Origin of the sequence: Kitasatospora sp. NBC_01250, from assembly GCF_036226465.1 — a bacterium.
Classification (GTDB): Bacteria; Actinomycetota; Actinomycetes; order Streptomycetales; family Streptomycetaceae; genus Kitasatospora.
Map to the genome: position 1 here is coordinate 2,999,938 of NZ_CP108476.1, position 19,979 is coordinate 3,019,916.

Here is a 19,979-nt window from a genome sequence, read left to right on the forward strand (position 1 = left end):
CAAGCCCTAGTGCATCGGCGGCCGGTGCTTGGCCGGTCGGCCCCGCACCTGCAGACCCGGCTCCCGGAGCAGCCCGACCGCCGCCAGCTCGGCCGCGAGCGCCGACCGGGCGGCGGCCAGGTCGGCGCTGCCGTGCACCGTCACCCGCACCCGCCGCCGTCCCACCCGCACCCGGGCCGCCGCCACCATGGGCAGGTCCAGCGCCCGGGTCTCCAGCAGCGCCGCCACCCCCATCCGGTCGATCACCACCCAGGGGGCCTGGCGCAGCACCAGCCAGCGCCGCGAGCCGGAGGCCACGGCCAGCCACAGCAGCCAGCCGCCGAGCAGCAGCACCACGACCGCACCGCCGCGCACCCATCCGGAGTCCACCGGCCGGGTGGCGAGCTGCCCGGCCAGCCAGCTGCGCCAGCTGCCGGGCCGGTGCCCGGCCCAGGAGGAGGCCGCGTCGTAGAGCAGCACCCCGCTGCCGGCCAGCAGCAGCACCGCCACCAGGGCGGCCGCCCTGGTGCGGGGCGAGCGCGGCGCCCGGTAGCCGGGCCCGCTCGGGCGCTCCCCGGGAGCCGGCGGCGGCTCCTGCGGGCCCGCGGGCTGCGGCGCGAGGTCAGTCACCGGATCCGCCCACCGGATGCAGGCGCTCCACCACCACGACCACCTCGCGCACCGGGATCCCGGTCAGCGCGCCGACCCGGTCGGCGACCGCCGCCTGCACGGCCGCGGCCTGCGCGGTCAGGTCGCTGGGGAACGGCAGGTCCACCCCCACCCGCACCCGTGCCACGCCGTCCGCCACGGCCGCCGCCACCCGGGGCTCCTCCCCGGCACCGCCGTGCCCGAGCGCACCGCGCGCCGCGACCAGGGCGATCCGGGTCAGCACCCGGTCGGCGATCCGCAGGCGTCCGCGCCGGGCCGCCGGTGTGGCCCGGCCGGTGTCCCGCCCCCAGCCCCGCTCGATCGCGGAGCCGGCCGAGCCGCCCGCCCCGGCCGTCATCAGTGGCGCCGGTCGCGGCTGCGCAGCAGGTCGCCGAGGTCGCCGAGGTCGAGGTCGCCCTCCAGCACCCGCCCGACCACGAATCCCACCGCGCCGAGCACGGCGACCAGCAGGAAGGCCGCGAAGCCGCCGAAGTAGCCGGCGAAGCCCAGGGCCATGCCGGCGACCAGGCCGATGAAGGCGAGATTCAAGATGAGCTCCCGAGCGGTGCGCTCCGAGGAGGGCGGCTCGCCCTCCTCCTCGTCCGGCTCGTCGGGCAGGTGGACGTCGTTGACGGCGATGTTCACCTCGACCACCTCCAGGCCGGTCATCCGCTCCACCGCCTGGATGATGTTGCGCCGCACGGTCGCCGCCAGTTCCGGGATCACCACCCCGTACTCCACGACCAGCGCGATGTCGATCGCCGTCTGCCGCTCGCCCACCTCGGCCTTGATGCCGCGCGAGATGCTGGAGCGCCCGCCGGGCACCCGGTCGCGCACCGCCCCGAAGGTCCTGGCCAGTCCCGAGCCGAGCGCGTGGATCCCCGGGACCTCCCGGGCCGCCATGCCGGCGATCTTCTCCACCACTCCGTCGGCCAGCGCGGTGCGCCCGCGCTCCTCGGCAGGGGTGCCGTGCTGCGCGGTCCCGGGCTTGGTCAGATCGGACGGTTTGGGGGTCTCGGGCATGGGGGTGCCTCCTGAAGGATGTCCCTAGCTATACCGCAATCTGTCCCAACTCTGACATTCCGCCACGAAACCCGCGCCCGGAGCCTGCCCTCCGGAGCATGACAGTGGGGCCCGGCTCTCCCCCTCCAAGAGCCGGGCCCCACAGCATCGCGGCCGCCCCGAGGGGCGGCCGACGGTCCAGGTCGGCGTCAGTCGCCGATCCCCGCCAGGTCGCGCAGCCGACGGGCCTGCGCCGCGCGCTCGGCGGCCCGCTGCTCCTCGTAGCAGCGGTCGCCCGCGCCGAGCAGCAGGGCCTTGGTCTCGATCACGGCGTTGCGCGGCGCCGCGAGCAGCGCGGCGGCGAGCGTGCGCGCCGCGCCGGAAAGCTCGGTGCCCGGCACCACCTGGTTGGCCAGTCCGATCGCGACCGCCTCGGCGGCGGGCACCCAGCGGCCGGTGGCACAGATCTCCAGCGCCCTGGCGTAGCCGACCAGGTCGGTGAGCGGCTTGGTGCCGGTCAGGTCGGGGACCAGGCCGAGCGAGGTCTCACGCATCGCGAACTGCGCGTCCTCGGCGCAGATCCGCAGGTCACAGGCGAGTGCGAGCTGGAACCCGGCGCCCACCGCATGCCCCTGCACGGCGGCGATCGTGATCACGTCGGGACGGCGCCACCAGCTGAACGCCTCCTGGAACCCGGCGATCGCGGCGTCCAGCTCCTGGTCCGGGCTCGCGGCCAGGGCCAGGAAGTTCGGCTCGCCGGGCAGGCCCTCGGGGGTGAACATGGCCCGGTCCAGGCCGGCCGAGAAGGACAGGCCCTCGGCCTGGAGCAGCACCACCCGCACGGTCGCGGGCAGCTCGCGGCCGATCGCGGCCAGCGCGCGCCACATCGCGGGAGTCTGGGCGTTGCGCCGCTGGGGGTGGCAGAGCGTCACCGTCGCGAGTTCGCCCTCGACCTCCAGGCCGACACCGGCCTGCCGCCACGCGTCCGGCGTGGCAGGGGTGGAGACGGGCGCGGTCATGGGCACCTCCGGCACGGGTCGGGACAGGCTCCAGCGCGCTGCCCACTCATCTACCGGAGAGTAACTTAATTGCCCGCGCCTTGGATACCGCCATCCGCGGCAGCTCGCGGGCATGACGATCGGCGGCCATGGGGGTCCCCCCGGCCAGAGGCTGGGGGAGGGCACCTGTCACGGTCGCCGATGCGTCGGGGTGTGCTGACGAACTGTCGGAACCTGCTGCCTGTGTCGACCGGCCGACCGGGAGGAAGGGCCACCGTCCCGGTCTGACGATACGTCAGGAACCGGCTGCCGCAGCAGCCTTGGCCTTTCCACGCGTGGCGCCACCACGACCCCGGAGATTGACTCCGGACTCGCTCAGCATCCGGTGCACGAAGCCGTACGAGCGGCCGGTCTCCTCCGCGAGTGCGCGAATGCTCGCGCCGGAGTCGTACTTTTTCTTCAGCTCGGCCGCGAGCTTCTCACGCGCGGCACCTGTCACCCGGCTGCCCTTTTTCAGAGTCTCGGCCACCCGTGCCTCCTCGTAGCTGTGCTCGGTCAGATTCCCATGATCACCCATCCCCAGCGTCCTGGCCACCCATTCGACAAGGTCTGTCCTGCGAAAAGGGCTCCGCCCGGGGGCGCCTTGCGCGCGTCGTGGCGCTCACCCTGGGTGTACACGACCCCGGCCGAATCCGCGTCGGCGGACGAAAGAGCTGATCAGCAGGGTCGGACCGGCGGTGAAAGCAGCGGGTCCGAATAAAACGGAATCCGAGGCCCCGGGATTCCCGATTGGGGATCTCTGATGAGAAAGGCTCGGCCGGATGCAGGAGCGTGTGTCTACGAAAGCCGAGCGCCCGCGACCGGCGGACCGGTCACGGGCGAGGTCAGAGCGGTGATCCGCGACAGCGCGGATCCGACGCGGAAATCAGCGCCGGCGGTCACCGGTCGGGGCCGGTGATCCGCCGGTCAGGCCAGCGAGACGAGATCGTGGTACGCCGGGGTCCACAGGTCCTCGACGCCGTCCGGCAGCAGGATGATCCGCTCCGGCTCCAGCGCGTCCACGGCGCCCTCGTCGTGGGTGACCAGCACCACCGCACCGGTGAAGGTGCGCAGCGCGCCGAGGATCTCCTCACGGCTGGCCGGGTCCAGGTTGTTGGTCGGCTCGTCGAGCAGCAGCACGTTGGCCGAGGAGACCACCAGCGCGGCCAGCGCCAGGCGGGTCTTCTCGCCGCCCGAGAGCACGCCGGCCGGCTTGTCGACGTCGTCGCCGGAGAACAGGAAGGAGCCGAGGATCTTGCGGATCTGCACCAGGTCGGTGTCCGGCGCGGACGAACGCATGTTCTCCAGCACGGTGCGCTCGGGGTCGAGCGTCTCGTGCTCCTGGGCGTAGTAGCCGATCTTCAGGCCGTGGCCGGGGATCACCTCGCCGGTGTCCGGCGCCTCCACCCCGGCCAGCATCCGCAGCAGGGTGGTCTTGCCCGCGCCGTTGAGGCCCAGCACCACGACCCGCGAGCCGCGGTCGATGGCCAGGTCGACGCCGGTGAAGATCTCCAGCGAGCCGTAGGACTTGGACAGGTCCCTGGCCGTCAGCGGGGTCTTGCCGCACGGGGCCGGGTCGGGGAAGCGCAGCTTGGCCACCTTGTCGGAGGCCCGCACCTCCTCCAGGCCGGAGAGCAGCTTCTCGGCACGGCGGGCCATGTTCTGCGCGGCGACCGTCTTGGTGGCCTTGGCGCGCATCTTGTCGGCCTGCGCGTTGAGGGTGGCCGCCTTCTTCTCGGCGTTGGCCCGCTCGCGCTTGCGGCGCTTCTCGTCGTCCTCGCGCTGCTGCTGGTACTGCTTCCAGCCCATGTTGTAGACGTCGATGCAGGAGCGGTTCGCGTCCAGGTAGAAGACCTTGTTGACGACCGTCTCGACCAGCTCGACATCGTGCGAGATCACGATGAAGCCGCCCTTGTAGGTCTTCAGGAAGTCGCGCAGCCAGGCGATCGAGTCGGCGTCGAGGTGGTTGGTCGGCTCGTCCAGCAGCAGCACGTCGGAGTCCGAGAAGAGGATCCGGGCCAGCTCGACCCGGCGGCGCTGGCCACCGGAGAGCGTGTGCAGCTCCTGGCCGAGGATCCGGTCGGGCAGCCCGAGCGCGGCGGCGATGGTGGCGGCCTCGGCCTCGGCGGCGTACCCGCCCTTGGTGAGGAACTCGGTCTCCAGGCGCGAGTACTTCTTCATCGCGTTGTCGCGGGTGGCGCCCTTGCCGGTGGCCATCCGCTCCTCGTTCTCGCGCATCTTCTTGAGCACGGTGTCGAGGCCGCGGGCCGACAGGATCCGGTCGCGGGCCAGCACGTCGAGGTCGCCGGTGCGCGGGTCCTGCGGCAGGTAGCCCACCTCGCCGGAGCGGGTGACGGTGCCGGAGGCCGGCAGGCCCTCGCCGGCCAGCACCTTGGTCAGCGTGGTCTTGCCGGCGCCGTTGCGCCCGACCAGACCGATCCGGTCACCGGGGGTGACCCGGAAGCTGGCGGACTCGATCAGGATGCGGGCACCGGCGCGCAGTTCGAGGGCGTTGGCGGCAATCATGGCTGGGAAGACTCCTGAAACTGGGCGGACCGGCGCACGCGGGCGGCAGCGCGGTCGGACACGGGGACGCGGCGGGGGTATGGGCGGTGCTGGGCGGTCCGGCACGGCAGCGGCCCGCGACTACCGACGCGGACCGATTTGCCTACCGACTGCCGCCGCTAATGCCCGAGGAGAACAGCCATGCCGGCCAGTCTACCGGGCGCGCCGGACGTCCCTCGATGAATTTCCGGTCAGTGGGCGCCGCTGTCGCCGCCCGCCACCGGGCAGCCGGCCGGCGGCTTGACCGCGGCGAACGGCTCCTCGGGGCTGCCGCACGGGATCGCGGAGGCGCCCTGATCGGTGTCGAAGACCCGGCTGCCGAGCACCGGGCCGTCGTCGATCAGCACCCGGGTGCCGTCCAGCTTGGTGAGCTTGACGGTGGGGCCCGCGTTGAGCACGTAGCCGGGCTGGTCCATCCGGAACCCGGTGATCGAGCCGGGCAGCGGGTGACCGGAGCCGGTGGTGCCGGTGCAGGTGCGCGGCACCAGCACGGCGCCGTCGGTGCTGACCGCGCCCAGCACGTCGAAGACGCAGCCGGCCTGCGGGCGGGCGTTGAACCGCAGGTCCCCGTCGCTGTCGCGGAAGCCCATGGTCAGACCGGGGCTGAGCACCTGCACCCAGGGCTGGGTCTGCGAGGCGACCTGCACCGCGGCGGCGGCCCGGGTCAGCTCCAGCTGCTTGCGCTGGGCCGCGGTGCGCTGGTCGGCGCCCGGCTCCCCGTCCCCGTGCAGCCACTCGGCCAGGCCCGGCATCGCGCGGTGCCAGCGGACCTCGTGGTCGCTGATCTCCACCGAGGTGACCATGCCGTCGTCCCAGACCACTATGGCGCTCTGGCCGACCAGGGTCACGTGCAGCGCGGTGGCGCCGTCGCGCCGGTAGGACCAGAGCAGCGTGCCGCTCGAAGGGTCGTACGCCTCCAGGCCGGGGCCCACCCGGAAGTCCGGGACGACCGGATCCGCCGACTGGGCGCCCACCGGGCTGGCCTGCGCGTTACCGGGTTCCGAGACCTGGTCGCCGAACGGGACCGGGCGGTTGGCGTGCGCCGCGGCGCCCACGCCGAGCACCAGCAGCACCGCCACGGCAGGCAGGGCGGAGCGGGGGGTCAGGGTACGAAGCGGCTTCCAGGACACCTCGGGAGGGTACCTGGTGGGCGCTCGACCGTCAGCATGGCGGGGCCACCCCGCGGGCCTACCGACGGATAACCGGACATTCGGCGGGGGTCGGTGGACGGGGATCGAGCGCCTCGCGCACGGCCGTCGGGCCGTCCGTGGCGACCGGAAAGTGCTGACGATCGATCAAGGCGCTCCGGATCACCAGTCGAGGTCGACCAGGCTCGCGACAATTGTCCACTTTAGGGTGACATTCGGCTTTTCTGAATGCGCCTCAGCTTACTGTCGGTAGGCGGATGCCTACGACTGGCGTCCGGATCGGCGTCCCTCCCGCGGCTGGGCTGCGACGCAGCGAAGGGTGGGGGTCGCCGAGGAACGAGGCGGCACCCGCCCGCAGCGAAGGAACAGTCCATGAAGCGGAACTCAATCCGTGGTGGAGGAGAGACCATGCGAATCGGCCGGCTGGCCTTGGCCGCCTCCGCCCTGCTCCTGCTCACCACGGCCGGGCTCGGCGCCGGCGGCGCTCCGCTCACCGCCGCCGACCGCTGGCCGGGCGGCGACCAGGCGGCGGGCCCCGGCGCCCGGCCGCGCTCGGCCGCACCCCGGCCGAGCACCCGGCGGGCCAGCCACGAGGTCGCGTTCGGCGCCTTCGTCGGTTCCTGGGACAACTACATCCCGCAGATCGCCCGGCTCTCCAGCTGGCTGGACGGCGCCAACCTCCAGGTCGGCCACACCTATCTGGCCGGAAACAGCTGGGCCGACGTCGAGGGCGACGCCAAGGTGCTGGCGCTCTGGTCGCAGTGGCGGATGAGCGACCAGGGCCGGACGCTGGTGCTCAACGTGCCGATGCTGGTGCCCAACGAGGGCGACCTGCCCGACGACCAGGTCGCCGAGCTGCTAAACCAGGGCGCGCACGGCGCCTTCGACCAGCACTTCCTGCGGCTGGCCCGCAGGCTGGTCGCGCTCGGCGGCAACGACACCGTGATCGTGCTCGGCTGGGAGATGAACGGCATCACCTACACCAGCCGCTGCGGGCCCGACCCGGCTGCCTGGAAGGCGTACTGGCGGCGGATCATCGGTGTGATGCGCTCGGTGCCCGGGCAGAAGTTCCGCTTCGACTTCACCCCCAACCGCGGCCTGGACGCGATCGCCTGGACCAAGTGCTACCCCGGCGACGACGTGGTGGACGTGATCGGCACCGACAGCTACGACCAGCCGGCCGGCGCGACCTTCGACGACTACGTGCACGAGCCCTACGGCCTGGAGGACCAGGTCGAGTTCGCGGCCCGGCGCGGCAAGCCGGTCTCCTACCCGGAGTGGGGGCTGTTCCGCAACGGCGACAACCCCGAGTTCGTGCGGCGGATGGTCGACTGGATGCGCACCCACGACACCCTCTACCAGACCGTCACCGACTACTGTCCGCACGGCTTCTGGCAGTGCCGCAGCAATCCGCGCTCGAGCGCCGTCTACCGGGAGCTGCTCAGCGGCTCCAAGGGCGCGCCGGTGCCGACCGAGCCGCCGTGCCGGCTGCCGGGCCTCGGGGCGCTGCCGAACCGGCCCGGACTGCGCCCGCCGCTCTTCTCCCGGGGCTGCTCCGGCCAGGGGCAGCCCGCAGGCGCGGGCAGCCCGGCCACCCCGGCCGCACCGTCGGCGAGCACCTCACCGACCGCACTGCCGACCGGGCTGCCGACCGGCCTGCCGACCGGGCCGAGCGGCTCGGCGACGCCGACCGACGCGGCGACCTCCGCCTCGCCCTCGCCCAGCCCGTCCGCCACGGCCGCCCCGGCGCCCTCCGCGGCACCCTCGCCGTCCGCCGGCACCGCGGCCACGCCGTCGGCCAAGCCCTCCACGACGCCGTCGCGACCGGCGGCCCCGTCCTCGACCCCGCCGGCGATCAGTGGCTGGCGGTCGTTGGACGGCTGAGCAGCCCGCGCAGCCGGCGGACCGGTCCGCGCAGCCTGGGCACGGCCGCCGCGCGGACCCGGGCCAGCGACAGCCGCAGGCTCAGCGCGCCGGCGAAGTGGCGCGGCCCGAGCAGCAGCCGGTGGTTGTGCTCGCGTTCGGGGCGCCAGCGCTCCTTGTACGGCTCCTCGCCGCGCATCAGGCTTATCTCCGGGATGCCCGCGCGCACCGTCTCCTCCAGCGAGGTGCCGAAGAGCAGGCCCGCGATGTCGATCCGCTCGCGCAGCTGCGGGTGCGCGCCGTAGAGGTAGAGGCCGGCGAAGGAGCGGCAGCAGAGCAGCAGGTCCACCGCCATCAGCTCCTCATCCAGGTAGTAGCGGTAGACCACCGCCTGGCCGGCCAGCGCCAGCGCGGCGGTGGACTCGCGCAGGTGGGTGGCGAACCGCTCACTGGTGTGCTCGGCGGTGACCGTCCGGCCCTGCCACTGCAGCGCGTGCAGCCGCAGCAGGTCGTCCATCGCCGGGCCGACCTCCTCGGCCGGCACCCGGCGGGCCACCACCCCGCTCTCCAGCAGCTTGCGCTGCTTGGCCCGGCTGCGCTGCGCGGTGCGCCCCGGCAGGCGGGACAGCAACTGCTCCATCGGGACGGCCGGCAGTTGCTGGCAGACCGAGTCGAGCAGCTGGTGGCGCCGCCCGTGCCAGTGCGCGTACACCTGGTGCGCCGCCGAGCCGGGCCGCACCTCGCGCAGGTCCAGGGCCTGCCAGGGCCGGCGCAGCGGCAGCGCGCGGGCCAGCGCGGCGGCGGCCTCGGCGGCGCAGGATTCGTCGAGCAGCACGTCGGTGAAGTCGATCAGCCCGCCGCCCAGGCCGGTCAGCGTGCCGGTCCTGGTCCGCATCAGGGCGGCGGCCCCGACCAGCACGCCGTCCCGGCGCACCAGCACCACCCGCAGCGCGCCGGGGCGGCCGTAGCCGCGCCACCAGGAGGCCTGCCAGGCGGCCGACTGGAACGGTGTGGCGGTGCGGCAGCGGGCGGCCAGCGCATCCCACTCGGGGGCGAGCCGGGTCAGCGCCTGGTCGTCCCGGTGCGTCTCGGTGGTCCACCCGGTGGGCGCGGCAGGTCCTCCGGGCTCCGCCGGTGCCGCGGGGCCCGGGTGCAGGGCCGTCATGTCGCGCTCCCCGCTTTCGCCGTGTTCTCGGCCTTCTCCGGCCCCTCGCTCGGCTCCCGGCTCGGGGTGGGCACGGCGGCGACGGGTTCGCCGGTCACGGGTCCGGCCACCGGTCCGGCCGCCCCGGCCTCGCCCGTCGCCCGGCGCCGGGCCATCATCGCCAGCGACCCGACCAGCACCCCGGCCGCGCCGCCCACCGCGACGTCGAGCTGCCGGCTCGGCGTGGTCGGCTTGTCCGGGTCGGCCGCGGCGGCCAGCGGCACCAGCTTGACGCCGGTCTCCTTGCTGCTCGTGTTGGCGAACGAGACCAGCGCCTTGGCCACCGCGTCGGCGGCCTTCACCGCCTGGTCCGGGTGCCGGCCGCTGCCGGCGATCTCGATCACCGGGGCGTCCGGCGAGGTGGTCCCGGTGACCTGGCTGGCCAGCTCGGCCCCGGTGCGTCCGGCGTCCGGGGCCGCCATCGCCAGCACCTGCGGCTGGGCCGCGAGCCGGCCGTACGCCTGGGCGAAGTTGACCGCGAGGCCCGCCTCTCCGCTGCTGTCCGGGACCACCACCACGTAGGAGTTGGCCGTGTAGACCGGCGGCGCGAGCACCGCGTAGCCGGCCCCCGCCACCGCGCCCAGCGGGACGGCGGCGGCCAGCGGCCACCAGCGCTTGGCCGCCGTCAGGACCCGGTCGCGCTTCGTCGGCCCGGCCATCCCTTGCTCGGTCATCTTCCAGACTCCCTCCCGGCCGGTACAGGCCGCTCGGCCTGCCCCAGCCGCTCGTACAACTCGCCCAGTCGGGCCGCTGTGCGGACAATGTCGTAGTGCGCCACCGCCGGTGGCCGGGGCAGCGGGACGGCCAGCGGCGCCGGGCCGAGCGCCAGCAGCGCCTCCTGGTAGGCCGCCACCGTCGACGGCAGCTTGCGGGCGCCGGGTGCGTCCGCGGCGGGCAGTTCCTCCAGCGCCGGGCAGCCGCTGTGCAGCACGGGCAGGCCGGCGGCCAGCCCTTCGAGCACCGCCAGGCCGAAGGTCTCCTCCACCGAGGGCGCGGCCAGCACGTCCATCGCGCTCAACAGGTCGGGCACGTCGGCGCGTTCGCCGATCAGCAGGACCCGGGCTCCGATCCCGAGCTCGCGGGCCAGCTCGGTGAGCGCAGCACGCTCGGGCCCCTCCCCCACCACCAGCAGCACCGCCTCGGGCAGCACGGTGAGCGCCTGCACCAGCACGTCGAACCGCTTGCCGGGCACCAGCCGCCCCACCGCGCCGATCACCACGGCATCGGCCGCGATGCCGAGCCTGCGCCGCACCGCCGTCCGCCGGTCCCAGGGCACCGCGAAGCTCGCCGCCTCGATGCCGTTCGGCAGCACCGCCACCCGCTGCGCCGGCACGCCCCACGCGGTCAGCGTGCCCGCCACCCGCCCGGAGACCGCCACGGTGGTGACGCCGAGCCGCTCGGCCGCCAGGTAGAGGGACTTGACCCCGGTGCCGACCGGCCGGCCCTCGATCGTCCCGGCGTGCAGCGAGTGCTCGGTGGCCAGCACCGTGCGCACCCCGGCCAGCCGGGCGGCCAGCCGGCCGTAGAGGCCGGCCCGGTACAGGTGGGTGTGCACCACGTCGTAGCGGCCCCGGCGGATCAGCCGGACCAGGCGGGGCAGCACCGCGAGGTCGCGGTTGCCGCGCATCGCGAGCTCGTGCACGGTGACGCCCTCGGCGCGCAGCGCCGCGGCCACGCTGCCGGGGTTGGTCAGCGTGGCCACCTCGCACTCGACCGACGGCGGCAGGTGCCGGACCGTCAGCAGCAGCTGCTGCTCGGCGCCGCCCGCCGCCAGGCCGGTGATCACGTGCAGCACTCTCATCGCTGCTCCCCTCGCCGCCGCAGCTCGGTGACCACGTCCCGCAGCCCGCACCGGCCGCGTTTGGCCCGCAGCCGCCACGCGCCGTCGCGGTCGCCCACGTAGCAGCGGGGCAGCGCGAAGCGGCCGGCCAGCGTGCTGTGGCCGATCGCCACCGCGTAGTCGTAGCCGGCCTCCTCGACCGCGCGGGCGGCGGGCTCGTCCACCGCGCCGTACGGGTAGCAGAAGCCGCCGACCGGGCCGCCGAGCAGCTCGCTCAGCGCCCGCCGGCTCTCCCGCACCTCCGAGCGCAGCAGGCCGGCCGGGAGGCCGGGCAGGGCCAGGTGGCTCATCCCGTGCGAACCGATCTCCCAGCCGCTGCGGGCCAGTTCGCGCACCTGCTCGACGCTGAGCAGCGGCTTGCGGGGGCCCTCGGCGTCCCAGAAGTTGTCGCCGCCGAGCCGGTCGGCCACCACGAAGACGGTGGCGGTGAATCCGTAGCCGCGCAGCACCGGGACCACGTGCCCGGCGAAGTCGGCGTAGCCGTCGTCGAAGGTCAGCCCGACCAGGCGCTCGCGGCGGCCCTCGGCGCGGGCACGCAGCAGCTCACGGATGCTGACGCCGCGCCAGCCGCGGGCGGCCAGCCAGCGCAGCTGGGCGGCGAACCGGTCGGGGCTGACCGTGAGCAGGTACGGATCCTCCTCCTCGACGGCCACCGAGTGGTACATCAGGATCCACGGCGCCCTGGGCCATCGGGCGGTGGCACCGCCCTGGCGCGGCAGCTGCGGCCGGTGGACGAGTTCAGCAACCATCGGGGACCGTTCCTTCCTCCAGGAGTTCTTCTCCTGCCGAACGCCGTCCCCCCGGCCCTGCGTGGGCCTGCGGCCCGGTCCGGGCCCGCCGGCCGCGGGCCATGGCGAGTGCCCTGGTGAGCGGTGCGGTGAGCTCGTGGGCGCCGAGCAGCCCGCCGAGCGCCAGGTAGACGGCGAGCACCACGGCCCCGCCGGCCGCGATGGACGGCGCCTCGGCGTGGACCAGCCGGGCCGTCAGCGTGCCGGCCACCGCCGCACCGCCGGCCGCCGCGAGCAGCCGGGCCTGGCCGGCCAGCACCGTGGGCATCCGCAGCGCGATGCCGCGCAGTGCGAGCCCGCGCAGCAGCAGCACGGCGGTGGTGGTGATGCCCGCCGCGTTGCCCGCGGCCAGCCCGAGTGCGCCGAACCGGTGGGTGCTGAGCACCCCGACCGAGGTGGTGACGGCCAGGCCGATCACCATCGCGGCCACCGGGTACCAGTCGAGCAGCGGGTGGCCCGCCTGGATCGGGCGCGGGTCGTCCGCCCGGCGCACGGCCGGGCGCATCGAGAAGAACGGCCGGACCATCACGCCGATCAGCGCCTGGGCCAGCAGCCCGCAGCTGTAGACCTGGATCACCTGGGCGGTGGCGGTGGTGTCGGCCGGGCCGAACGCGCCGCGCTGGAAGAGCAGGGCGACCACGGGGTGCGCGCAGGCGATCAGGAAGGCGGTGCCGGCCAGCACCACGGCCGCGGCCTGCCCGAGGTCCTTCTCCACCCGGTCCCGGGCCGCCGCCAGGTCGCCGGCGGCCAGCGCCCGCGCGACCAGCGGGAAGGTCACCGTGCAGATCAGCAGGGCGGTGGTCATCGCCAGCTGGGAGACCTTGGCCGCGTAGTTGAGGTGCGAGATGGTGCCGACCGGCAGGTCGGAGCCGAGCGAGCGCTCGATGAAGACCTGGGACTGCCGGGTGATCGTGAAGGCCGCCACCGGCAGCAGCGCCAGCGGGCTGAGCAGCAGTCCGCGCCCGCCGCGGGCGGCGCGCCCGCGCGCAGGGCCCGCGCGCAGGGCCCGCAGGAACGGCGCGATCAGCAGCCCGGCCATCAGCAGGCTGCCGAAGGCCACGCCGAGCGCGGCGGCCCGCACCCCGAGGGCCAGGTGGAGCAGGGTCAGCACCGCGAGGATGCCGAGGTTGTACGCCACGTAGATGGCGGCCGGCGCGGTGAACCGGTGGTGGGCGCGGAGCGCGGCGCCCAGGTAGCCGGCCAGGCCGAACGGCAGCACCGTGAGGGCGGTGATCCGGGTGCAGGTCACCGCGAGCCCGGGGTCGGCCAGGCCGGGGGCCAGCAGCCGCACCACCTCGGGGGCCCAGAGGACGGTGGCACCGGACAGCGCGCACAGACCGCCCAGCAGCCAGGGCAGCGTGTCGGCGGTCAGCTGCCGCACCGGGTCGGCGCCCTCGGGCCGCTCCTCGCGCAGCACCAGGGCCAGGCTGAAGGCCGGGACCATGAGGAACGTCATCGCGTCCTCGATCAGCAGCGGCGCGGCGGTCTCCGGCACGGTCCAGGAGACCAGGAACGCGTCCGTCCCCTCGTCCGCGCCGAAGAACCGGGCCAGCAGCAGGTCACGCAGCAGACCGAGCCCGGAGCCGGCCGCGCTGAGCACGGCGGTGATCCCGAAGGCCTTGGCGAGGAAGGACGGGCCGCGGCGGACCGGGTCCGGTGCCACCGGCGCCACGGTGGGCAGTTCCTGACTGATCGTCATGCCATCTGCTCCCGCTCGGCGGGCAGCGCCCAGCTGGCGGCCACCCCCAGGATCACCGAGGTCAGCACCGTGGTGGTGCCGCCGATGTCGGCGTAGAGGAAGTCGACCAGCACCCAGCAGAGCAGCCCGAGCGCCGCGGGGCCCGCGGCCCCGGCGCGGCGCAGGCAGCCGAGCAGCAGGGACAGGAAGAGCCCGCCGTACGCGACGATGCCGACCAGGCCCTGCTCGCAGAGCACCAGGAAGTACATGTTGTGCGGCGAGAGCAGCGGCTCGCGCTCGAAGCCGATCGTGGCGTCGGCCGCGTCGCTGCCCGAGGAGAGCCGCAACGGGGCGTGGGAGTCGCGCAGTTGGGGGAAGCTCTTGGGTCCGGCGCCGGTGGCGGGGTGATCGGCCCAGATCGACCGGGCGGTGGCCCACAGGTCGTACCGGTCGCTGACCGAGTGGTCCTCGTTGCCGCCGGAGACCGAGCCGATGCTGCTCAGCCGCTCGGCCACGCCACCGCCGCCCGCGCCGAGCCCGCCGACCAGCACGATCGCCGCCGCCAGCCCCAGGCCCGCCCAGCGCAGCGCGAGCCGGGCGTCCGCCTTGAGCAGCAGCACGGCGGCGGCCACCGCGGTGGCGATCCAGCTGCCCCGGCTGAAGGAGACCGCGAGCGGGAACACCAGGAAGGCCGCCGCGGCCAGCAACCCGCGCCGCCACCACGTCCTCTGAGGCTCCATCAGTCCTAGGGCCAGGGCGGCCAGCAGGCCGAAGCTGACCACGCCGGACATCGCCATGATGTCGAGCGCGCCGAAGGTGCCCACCGCCCGGATCGGCTCACCGGTGTAGGAGGCGCCGGTGCCGGTGAGGTACTGCTCGGCGCCCAGGCCGCCCTCGATCAGCGCGGCGAGCACGAAGGCGCCCAGCACCAGCCGCAGGTCCGTGCGGTCGCGCAGCGCGGTCAGCACCGCGGCCGGGACCAGTACGAAGATCTGCACCAGGCGGATGAAGCCGGTCAGGCTGGCGGCGGGGTCGACCGAGGTGATCGTGGCGGCGGCGGCAGCGGCGACCACGCCGCTGAGGACCAGGCAGGCGGACCGGCTCAGCGCCGGGGGGCGCCCGCGCAGCAGGTCCACGCCGAGCAGGCCCACCAGCGCGAGCGAGGCGAGGTCGGCGGGGGTGATGTGGACGGCGGCGGTGACGTTCTCCTCGCCGGTGGGGACGCAGACGAGCAGGACGGTCAGCGCGACCAGCAGGCTCGGGCGGCGCAGCACGGCGGCGACCGCCGCACGCGGCAGGGCGGTCGGCGGCCGATCGGCCGGGCGCCGGTCGGCCGGCGGGCGGGCGGCGGCTAAAGCGGGATGCGGCGCAAGGGTCAGGGCCACGGTGGGGTCAGCTCCCGTCCGGGCGGAGCATCAGCACGGCGGTGCGCAGCAGGACCTTGACGTCCTGCCAGAGGCTCCAGCTCTCGATGTAGCGGTTGTCGAAGCGGGCCCGGTCCTCGATCGAGGTGTCCCCGCGCAGCCCGTTGACCTGGGCCAGGCCGGTCAGTCCGACCGGGACCCGGTGCCGGTCGGCGTACTCCGGGTAGGCCTGGCTGAACCGCATGACGAAGTACGGGCGCTCGGGGCGCGGGCCCACCAGGGTCATGTCGCCGCGCAGCACGTTCCACAGCTGCGGCAGCTCGTCCAGCGAGCTGCGGCGCAGCAGCCGGCCGACCGCGCTCATCCGGTGGTCCTGGGAGATGTTCCAGTGGGTGGCGGACTCGTGCTCGTTGGCGGGGCGCAGGGTGCGGAACTTGAGCAGGGTGAAGACCTGGCCGTCCAGCCCGGTGCGCTGCTGGCGGAAGAGCACGCCGGGGCCGGTGTCGAGGCGGACGGCCAGCGCGCAGAGGGCCAGCACCGGGGAGATGGCGATCAGGCCCAGGGCGGCGGCGGCGATGTCGACGGCCCGCTTGACCAGCCAGCCGGGCCGGCGGCGCGGCGGGCGCGGCAGCCGCAGGCAGGGGTAGCCCCACAGGTGGTCGGGCAGCTGCCGGGCTCCGGCGCCCAGCGCGGCGTGCTCGCGCAGGGCCGGGACCAGCCAGACCTGGCAGCCGAGCCGCACCGCCTCGCGCATCGCCACGGCCGTCTCCGCCTCGTCCGCGGCGCCGGCCGTGGCGATCAGCCGCACCACGCCGTGCCGGCGCACCTCGCGCTCCAGCGCCTCGCGGCCCCCGAGCACCGGCACCGGGGAGTCGCCGGGCAGCAGCACCGGGTCCGGGTCCAGGTAGCCGATCGGGCGCATCCCGTACTCGGGGTGCTCGCGCAGCGCCGCCGTCACCCGCTGGCCGAGCGCTCCCGCGCCGAGCACCAGCACGGGCACCGGACGCCGCCGGTGCAGGCGGCGCAGCAGGGCGTAGACCATCCCGCGGCCGAGCGCGGCGAGCGCGGTCAGCGCGGTGAGCAGGGCGAGCAGCCGGGCCCAGCCCAGCGGACCGCAGGCCGGCCAGGCGCCGGGCAGGCAGCCGGAGAGGGTGACGGCGAAGGCGAGCGCGACGGCCGCGCGGCCGATCAGCGCGGGCAGTTCGTCCAGCACGGACGGGGTCATCCGGGTGCGGTAGAGGCCGCCGGCCAGGTTGAGCGGCAGCAGGACCGGCAGTACGGCGGCCGCGGTGCCCACCGGGTAGCCGGACTCGGCGGTGCAGCCGACCGCGCTCGCGCAGGTGGCCAGCACGTCGACCACGAACAGCGCCGCGGGCAGCGCCACCGCGGAGCGCAGGCCCCGGCGGTGGCGGCCCAGCTGGGTCGCCGTCCGGGACTGCGCGGGCCGGCTCGGCCGCTCCAGCAACTCGGTCGCCAGCCGCCGGCTGTCGGCCGCGACTCGCCCAGGCCGCGGCACGCTCTCGTGGTCAATGGTCATCAGCGCACGAACTCCCCTGCTGTGTGCCCTTGGTGGCGGATCCCGGCACCGGGTGCCCGGCACCGCGGAGCCCGGTTCCGTGGGCGCGGTCCGGGTAGCACCTGCTGCCGTGTGAGCGGTGAGGGTTCTCGACCACCGGGGCGGTCAAGGTTCTCGCACATGGAGAACGAAGCAGGCAAAATCAGACATTACCGAATGTCTGCTACATTTCCGGAAGCTGACTTGCCATTTCATTCCACCCGCCCATTAATAGGAATTTCCGATTTGGTCGCTGGGCGCGACCGAAAAGGGTGAGCGGCGAGGGCGATCCGGGCAACGCGCACGCCCGTACGGGTCGTTGGGCACGCCTGTCCGAAAAAGGCGACAAGCGCCGCCAAACGGAAAGAACGCATCCGCACCCGATCGGAACGGCCTGCTTTTCACTGCCTGAGAAACGATCAGATCCGCGCGGGGACACGGGGAGTCGACTGGCCTCCACTGATCGACTTCTGATAGAGATCCGACACTCGCGCGACCACCGTGCGCACGTCGTGCCGGGCCGCCACCCACTCCCGGGCGACCGCCCCCCGGCGGGCGCACTCCAGCGGGTCGGACAGCGCCTCGGCCAGCGCATTGGTCAGCGCCGCCGGATCCTGCACCGGGATCAGCCCGGTCTCCCGCTGCTCCGGCGGCAGTTGCTCACGCGCACCGGGCACCTCCGCCACCAGCACCGGGCGGGCCATCGCCATCGCCTCCAGCGGCGCCAGCGCCATCCCCTCCCAGCGCGAGGGCAGCACCACCAGATCGGCCGCCGCCAGCCAGGGCCGCGGGTCGAGCACCTCGCCCGCCAGCCGCACCCGGTAGGGCTCGGGCAGCGCCCGGGCCTGCGCGGCCAGCGCCTGCGCGTCCGGACCGCCGCCGACCAGCGCCAGCCGGGCGCCCGGCACCCGGCGCAGCACCGCGGGCCAGCAGGCAAGCAGCAGGTCCTGGCCCTTCTGCCGGCACAGCCGCCCCACGCAGACCGCCAGCGGATCGGACAGGTCCAGGCCCAACGAGAGCCGTGCGGCCCGGCGTTCGGCCGGCGTGTGGTGGCCGAGGTCCACCCCGTTGGGCACCACGGCGAACGGGGCGCTGATCCCGGCCGCCTCACCGTCCAGCCGCTCCTGCTCGCTGACGCAGAGCACACTGGTGGCCCAGCGGGTCGCGTACCGCTCCCAGCGCGTGCTGGCGGTGGCCAGCGCACCGGTGGCGGCGGCGAAGGACCAGGCGTGCGGCTGGAACACGGTGGGCAGCCGGCCGCGCAGCGCCAGCCGCCCGGCCAGACCCGCCTTGGCACTGTGCAGGTGGACCAGGTCGGGCGCGGAGTTGCGCACCAGCCGGCGCAGCCGGGCGGTCTCGGCCGGCACGCTCGCACCCGGCGACCGGCGGGCCGGCCACTCCAGCAGCTCGGCGCCCGCCGCCGTGGCCCCGGCGGCCAGCCGGCCGCCGGGCGGGCAGGCCAGCAGCACCCGGTAGCCGGCCGCCCGCTGCCCGCGCACCAGGTCGGTGACCACCTGGGCCACGCCGCCGTCGACGGGCTGGGACACGTGAAGGATCGTCAGATGCACGGCCGCGAGCCTAGGGTGGCGCGGCGCGGCGGACCGCCTGCCGTCACCCGCCCGGGGGCGCGGTCCACTCGTACGGGCGGGCAGGTCGTACGGGTGTCCGCGTTGTTCGGATCTCCGGCCGCTCGGGCCGGTCCGGGCTCCCCGCTCCAGATCTCCTGCTTCAGACTTCCTGCTTCAGACTTCCTGCGGCAGACTTCCTGCGGCAGGAAGCCTGTGGCAGGCGACCGGCCTACTTCAGGTGGTCGGCGAGCTTGGCGAGCACCTCGTCGTGGATCCGGTTCAGGCCCTTGGGCGCGAAGGTGCGCTCGAAGAAGCCGCCGATGCCGCCGGCGCCCTGCCAGGTGGTCTCGATCGCCACGGTGGTCCGGTCGGCACCGGCGCCGGAGACGGTCCAGGTGATCACCATCGAGGAGTTGGCGTCCTTCTCCACCAGGGTGCCGGGCGCGGGGGCGCTGACGGTGAAGAGGCAGTCCCGGACCCGCTTCTCGGTGGCCTGCAGCTTCCAGTGCACCTGGGTGCCGGCGCCGATGCCGCCGGCCCGCACCTCGTACTCGCTGTACTGCGCGGGCAGCAGGGTCGGCCGGACGGTGCTGTAGTCGGCGATCGCCTCGTACACCTGCTCGGGGGTGGCGGAGTAGGTCCGCTCGGTGCGGGCCTGGACCTGGGCCATGGGTGGAGCTCCTTCGGTGCCGAAATACGTGGTGGTGTGCGTCGGGGCACAGCTTAGGCTGGCCGGGTGTCTTCACAGCTGACCCGGGTGACCGCCCTGCACTACCTCGCCCCGCTGCGCGCCGGCGGCTCGGTGCCAGGCATCGTCGAGACCGATGACCTGGGCACCTACGTGGTCAAGTTCACCGGCGCCGCCCAGGGCCACAAGGCCCTGGTGGCCGAGGTGATCGTCGGCGAACTGGCCAGGCGGCTGGGCCTGCGGGTGCCGGAGCTGGTGCTGGTCGACTTCGACCCGGCGGTCGCCGAGCACGAGCCGGACACCGAGATCCAGGACCTGCTGCGGGCCTCCACCGGGCTCAACCTCGGCATGGACTACCTGCCGGGAGCCCGCGACTTCAGGGCCGCCGAGCCCGTGCTGCCCACGGTGGACCCGCTGGAGGCCGGACGGGTGGTCTGGCTGGACGCGCTGACCGCCAACGTCGACCGCACCCGCGCCAACCCCAACCTCATGGTCTGGCACCGGCGGCTCTGGCTGATCGACAACGGCGCCGCGCTGGTCTTCCACCACCGCTGGTCCGCCGCCGGCGCCGTCGTCGAGCGGGCCTACGACCTCAGCGGCCACGCGCTCGGCGGCTACTCCCCCGACCTGCCCGCCGCCGACTCCGAACTCGCGCCGCAGGTGACCGAGGAACTGCTGCGCGAGGTCGTCGCCCTGGTCCCCGAGGAGTGGCTGGCCCCCGCGGAGGACGGCTTCGCGGATGCGGCCGAGCTGCGCGAGGCGTACGTCCGGCACCTGGCGGCCCGGGCGGCGGCCTCCGCGCACTGGCTGCCGCGCGAGTTCGCCACCGAGGAGCAGCTGCGCGCCGCCGAGGCCGCCCGCGTCCGGCGCGCCCAGGCGGGGCGGCCGGCCTGGCTGCAGCAGGTGCCCGATCTGCACGGGGAGCGCTGAGCGCCGTCGGCTTCCGCTCAGCCGAGCCTGTCGCGCTCCGGCTCGGGCGGCTCAGCCGGGCCGCGCGGTCGTAGGCGCGCAGCGTGAGCAGTGCCGCGGGGGTCACCCCCGGGCGGGCCTCC

General features: G+C 74.6%; 17 protein-coding genes and 1 pseudogene. 2 read left to right on the forward strand and 16 right to left on the reverse strand.

Annotated features, from left to right (window positions below; genetic code table 11):
- Positions 1-6: 6 nt before the first annotated feature.
- The 7 genes and pseudogenes from OG500_RS12040 to OG500_RS12070 form a co-directional block, all read right to left on the reverse strand.
- Complete coding sequence (locus OG500_RS12040) at positions 7-609, reverse strand: DUF6286 domain-containing protein (protein ID WP_327066555.1); 603 nt, start codon at positions 607-609, stop codon at positions 7-9.
- The gene (locus tag OG500_RS12045; RefSeq protein ID WP_329579610.1) at positions 602-985 is read right to left on the reverse strand and encodes a hypothetical protein; all 384 of its coding nucleotides are present in this window, start codon (positions 983-985) and stop codon (positions 602-604) included. The genes OG500_RS12040 and OG500_RS12045 overlap by 8 nt, the downstream gene beginning before the upstream one ends.
- Positions 986-1,218: 233 nt before the next feature.
- A pseudogene (locus tag OG500_RS12050) lies at positions 1,219-1,650 on the reverse strand (Asp23/Gls24 family envelope stress response protein); the annotation flags it as partial.
- A gap of 188 nt (positions 1,651-1,838) precedes the next feature.
- Positions 1,839-2,648, reverse strand: a complete 810-nt coding sequence (locus OG500_RS12055; RefSeq protein WP_327066559.1) for an enoyl-CoA hydratase/isomerase family protein — start codon at positions 2,646-2,648, stop codon at positions 1,839-1,841.
- A gap of 274 nt (positions 2,649-2,922) precedes the next feature.
- Positions 2,923-3,156 carry a helix-turn-helix domain-containing protein gene (locus OG500_RS12060; RefSeq protein WP_035843861.1) on the reverse strand — a complete coding sequence of 78 codons (234 nt, stop codon included), beginning with the start codon at positions 3,154-3,156 and terminating at the stop codon, positions 2,923-2,925.
- A 437-nt stretch (positions 3,157-3,593) separates the two neighbouring features.
- A complete protein-coding gene (locus OG500_RS12065; protein ID WP_327066560.1) occupies positions 3,594-5,192 on the reverse strand; it encodes an ABC-F family ATP-binding cassette domain-containing protein in 1,599 nt (532 codons plus the stop codon).
- Positions 5,193-5,422: 230 nt separating this feature from the next.
- Positions 5,423-6,361, reverse strand: coding sequence for a hypothetical protein (locus tag OG500_RS12070; protein ID WP_327066561.1), 939 nt, complete (start codon positions 6,359-6,361; stop codon positions 5,423-5,425).
- Between the two features lie 426 nt (positions 6,362-6,787).
- Between OG500_RS12070 and OG500_RS12075 the strand changes: the two genes are divergently transcribed.
- Complete coding sequence (locus OG500_RS12075) at positions 6,788-8,263, forward strand: glycoside hydrolase family 26 protein (protein ID WP_329579616.1); 1,476 nt, start codon at positions 6,788-6,790, stop codon at positions 8,261-8,263.
- Here OG500_RS12075 and OG500_RS12080 read toward each other — a convergent pair.
- The 9 genes from OG500_RS12080 to OG500_RS12120 form a co-directional block, all read right to left on the reverse strand.
- Positions 8,235-9,407 (reverse strand): GNAT family N-acetyltransferase, encoded by a 1,173-nt coding sequence (locus tag OG500_RS12080; RefSeq protein WP_327066563.1) that lies wholly within the window; start codon positions 9,405-9,407, stop codon positions 8,235-8,237. The genes OG500_RS12075 and OG500_RS12080 overlap by 29 nt on opposite strands.
- Complete coding sequence (locus OG500_RS12085) at positions 9,404-10,120, reverse strand: Wzz/FepE/Etk N-terminal domain-containing protein (protein ID WP_329579619.1); 717 nt, start codon at positions 10,118-10,120, stop codon at positions 9,404-9,406. The genes OG500_RS12080 and OG500_RS12085 overlap by 4 nt, the downstream gene beginning before the upstream one ends.
- A complete protein-coding gene (locus OG500_RS12090; protein WP_327066565.1) occupies positions 10,117-11,247 on the reverse strand; it encodes a glycosyltransferase in 1,131 nt (376 codons plus the stop codon). Before OG500_RS12090 ends, OG500_RS12085 begins: the two co-directional genes overlap by 4 nt.
- Complete coding sequence (locus OG500_RS12095) at positions 11,244-12,035, reverse strand: polysaccharide deacetylase family protein (protein WP_329579623.1); 792 nt, start codon at positions 12,033-12,035, stop codon at positions 11,244-11,246. The genes OG500_RS12090 and OG500_RS12095 overlap by 4 nt, the downstream gene beginning before the upstream one ends.
- Positions 12,025-13,773 (reverse strand): lipid II flippase MurJ, encoded by a 1,749-nt coding sequence (locus OG500_RS12100; RefSeq protein WP_329579626.1) that lies wholly within the window; start codon positions 13,771-13,773, stop codon positions 12,025-12,027. Before OG500_RS12100 ends, OG500_RS12095 begins: the two co-directional genes overlap by 11 nt.
- Positions 13,770-15,137 (reverse strand): O-antigen ligase family protein, encoded by a 1,368-nt coding sequence (locus OG500_RS12105; protein WP_329579629.1) that lies wholly within the window; start codon positions 15,135-15,137, stop codon positions 13,770-13,772. The genes OG500_RS12100 and OG500_RS12105 overlap by 4 nt, the downstream gene beginning before the upstream one ends.
- A gap of 7 nt (positions 15,138-15,144) precedes the next feature.
- Positions 15,145-16,653, reverse strand: a complete 1,509-nt coding sequence (locus OG500_RS12110) for an exopolysaccharide biosynthesis polyprenyl glycosylphosphotransferase (RefSeq protein WP_329579633.1) — start codon at positions 16,651-16,653, stop codon at positions 15,145-15,147.
- 437 nt (positions 16,654-17,090) lie between these two features.
- Complete coding sequence (locus OG500_RS12115) at positions 17,091-18,218, reverse strand: glycosyltransferase family 4 protein (RefSeq protein WP_329579636.1); 1,128 nt, start codon at positions 18,216-18,218, stop codon at positions 17,091-17,093.
- Positions 18,219-18,468: 250 nt separating this feature from the next.
- Positions 18,469-18,909, reverse strand: coding sequence for an SRPBCC family protein (locus OG500_RS12120; RefSeq protein WP_327066571.1), 441 nt, complete (start codon positions 18,907-18,909; stop codon positions 18,469-18,471).
- A 66-nt stretch (positions 18,910-18,975) separates the two neighbouring features.
- Between OG500_RS12120 and OG500_RS12125 the strand changes: the two genes are divergently transcribed.
- Positions 18,976-19,857 carry a HipA family kinase gene (locus OG500_RS12125; protein ID WP_329579639.1) on the forward strand — a complete coding sequence of 294 codons (882 nt, stop codon included), beginning with the start codon at positions 18,976-18,978 and terminating at the stop codon, positions 19,855-19,857.
- The last annotated feature ends 122 nt before the right edge of the window (positions 19,858-19,979 follow it).

Excerpts from the sequence above, each read along its gene's own strand:
- OG500_RS12045 (WP_329579610.1), bottom strand. The coding sequence starts at position 985 with ATGACGGCCGGGGCGGGCGGCTCGGCCGGCTCCGCGATCGAGCGGGGC.
- OG500_RS12055 (WP_327066559.1), bottom strand. The coding sequence starts at position 2,648 with ATGACCGCGCCCGTCTCCACCCCTGCCACGCCGGACGCGTGGCGGCAG.
- OG500_RS12065 (WP_327066560.1), bottom strand. The coding sequence starts at position 5,192 with ATGATTGCCGCCAACGCCCTCGAACTGCGCGCCGGTGCCCGCATCCTG.
- OG500_RS12075 (WP_329579616.1), top strand. The coding sequence starts at position 6,788 with ATGCGAATCGGCCGGCTGGCCTTGGCCGCCTCCGCCCTGCTCCTGCTC.
- OG500_RS12080 (WP_327066563.1), bottom strand. The coding sequence starts at position 9,407 with ATGACGGCCCTGCACCCGGGCCCCGCGGCACCGGCGGAGCCCGGAGGA.
- OG500_RS12085 (WP_329579619.1), bottom strand. The coding sequence starts at position 10,120 with ATGACCGAGCAAGGGATGGCCGGGCCGACGAAGCGCGACCGGGTCCTG.
- OG500_RS12090 (WP_327066565.1), bottom strand. The coding sequence starts at position 11,247 with ATGAGAGTGCTGCACGTGATCACCGGCCTGGCGGCGGGCGGCGCCGAG.
- OG500_RS12095 (WP_329579623.1), bottom strand. The coding sequence starts at position 12,035 with ATGGTTGCTGAACTCGTCCACCGGCCGCAGCTGCCGCGCCAGGGCGGT.
- OG500_RS12100 (WP_329579626.1), bottom strand. The coding sequence starts at position 13,773 with ATGACGATCAGTCAGGAACTGCCCACCGTGGCGCCGGTGGCACCGGAC.
- OG500_RS12110 (WP_329579633.1), bottom strand. The coding sequence starts at position 16,653 with ATGACCATTGACCACGAGAGCGTGCCGCGGCCTGGGCGAGTCGCGGCC.
- OG500_RS12120 (WP_327066571.1), bottom strand. The coding sequence starts at position 18,909 with ATGGCCCAGGTCCAGGCCCGCACCGAGCGGACCTACTCCGCCACCCCC.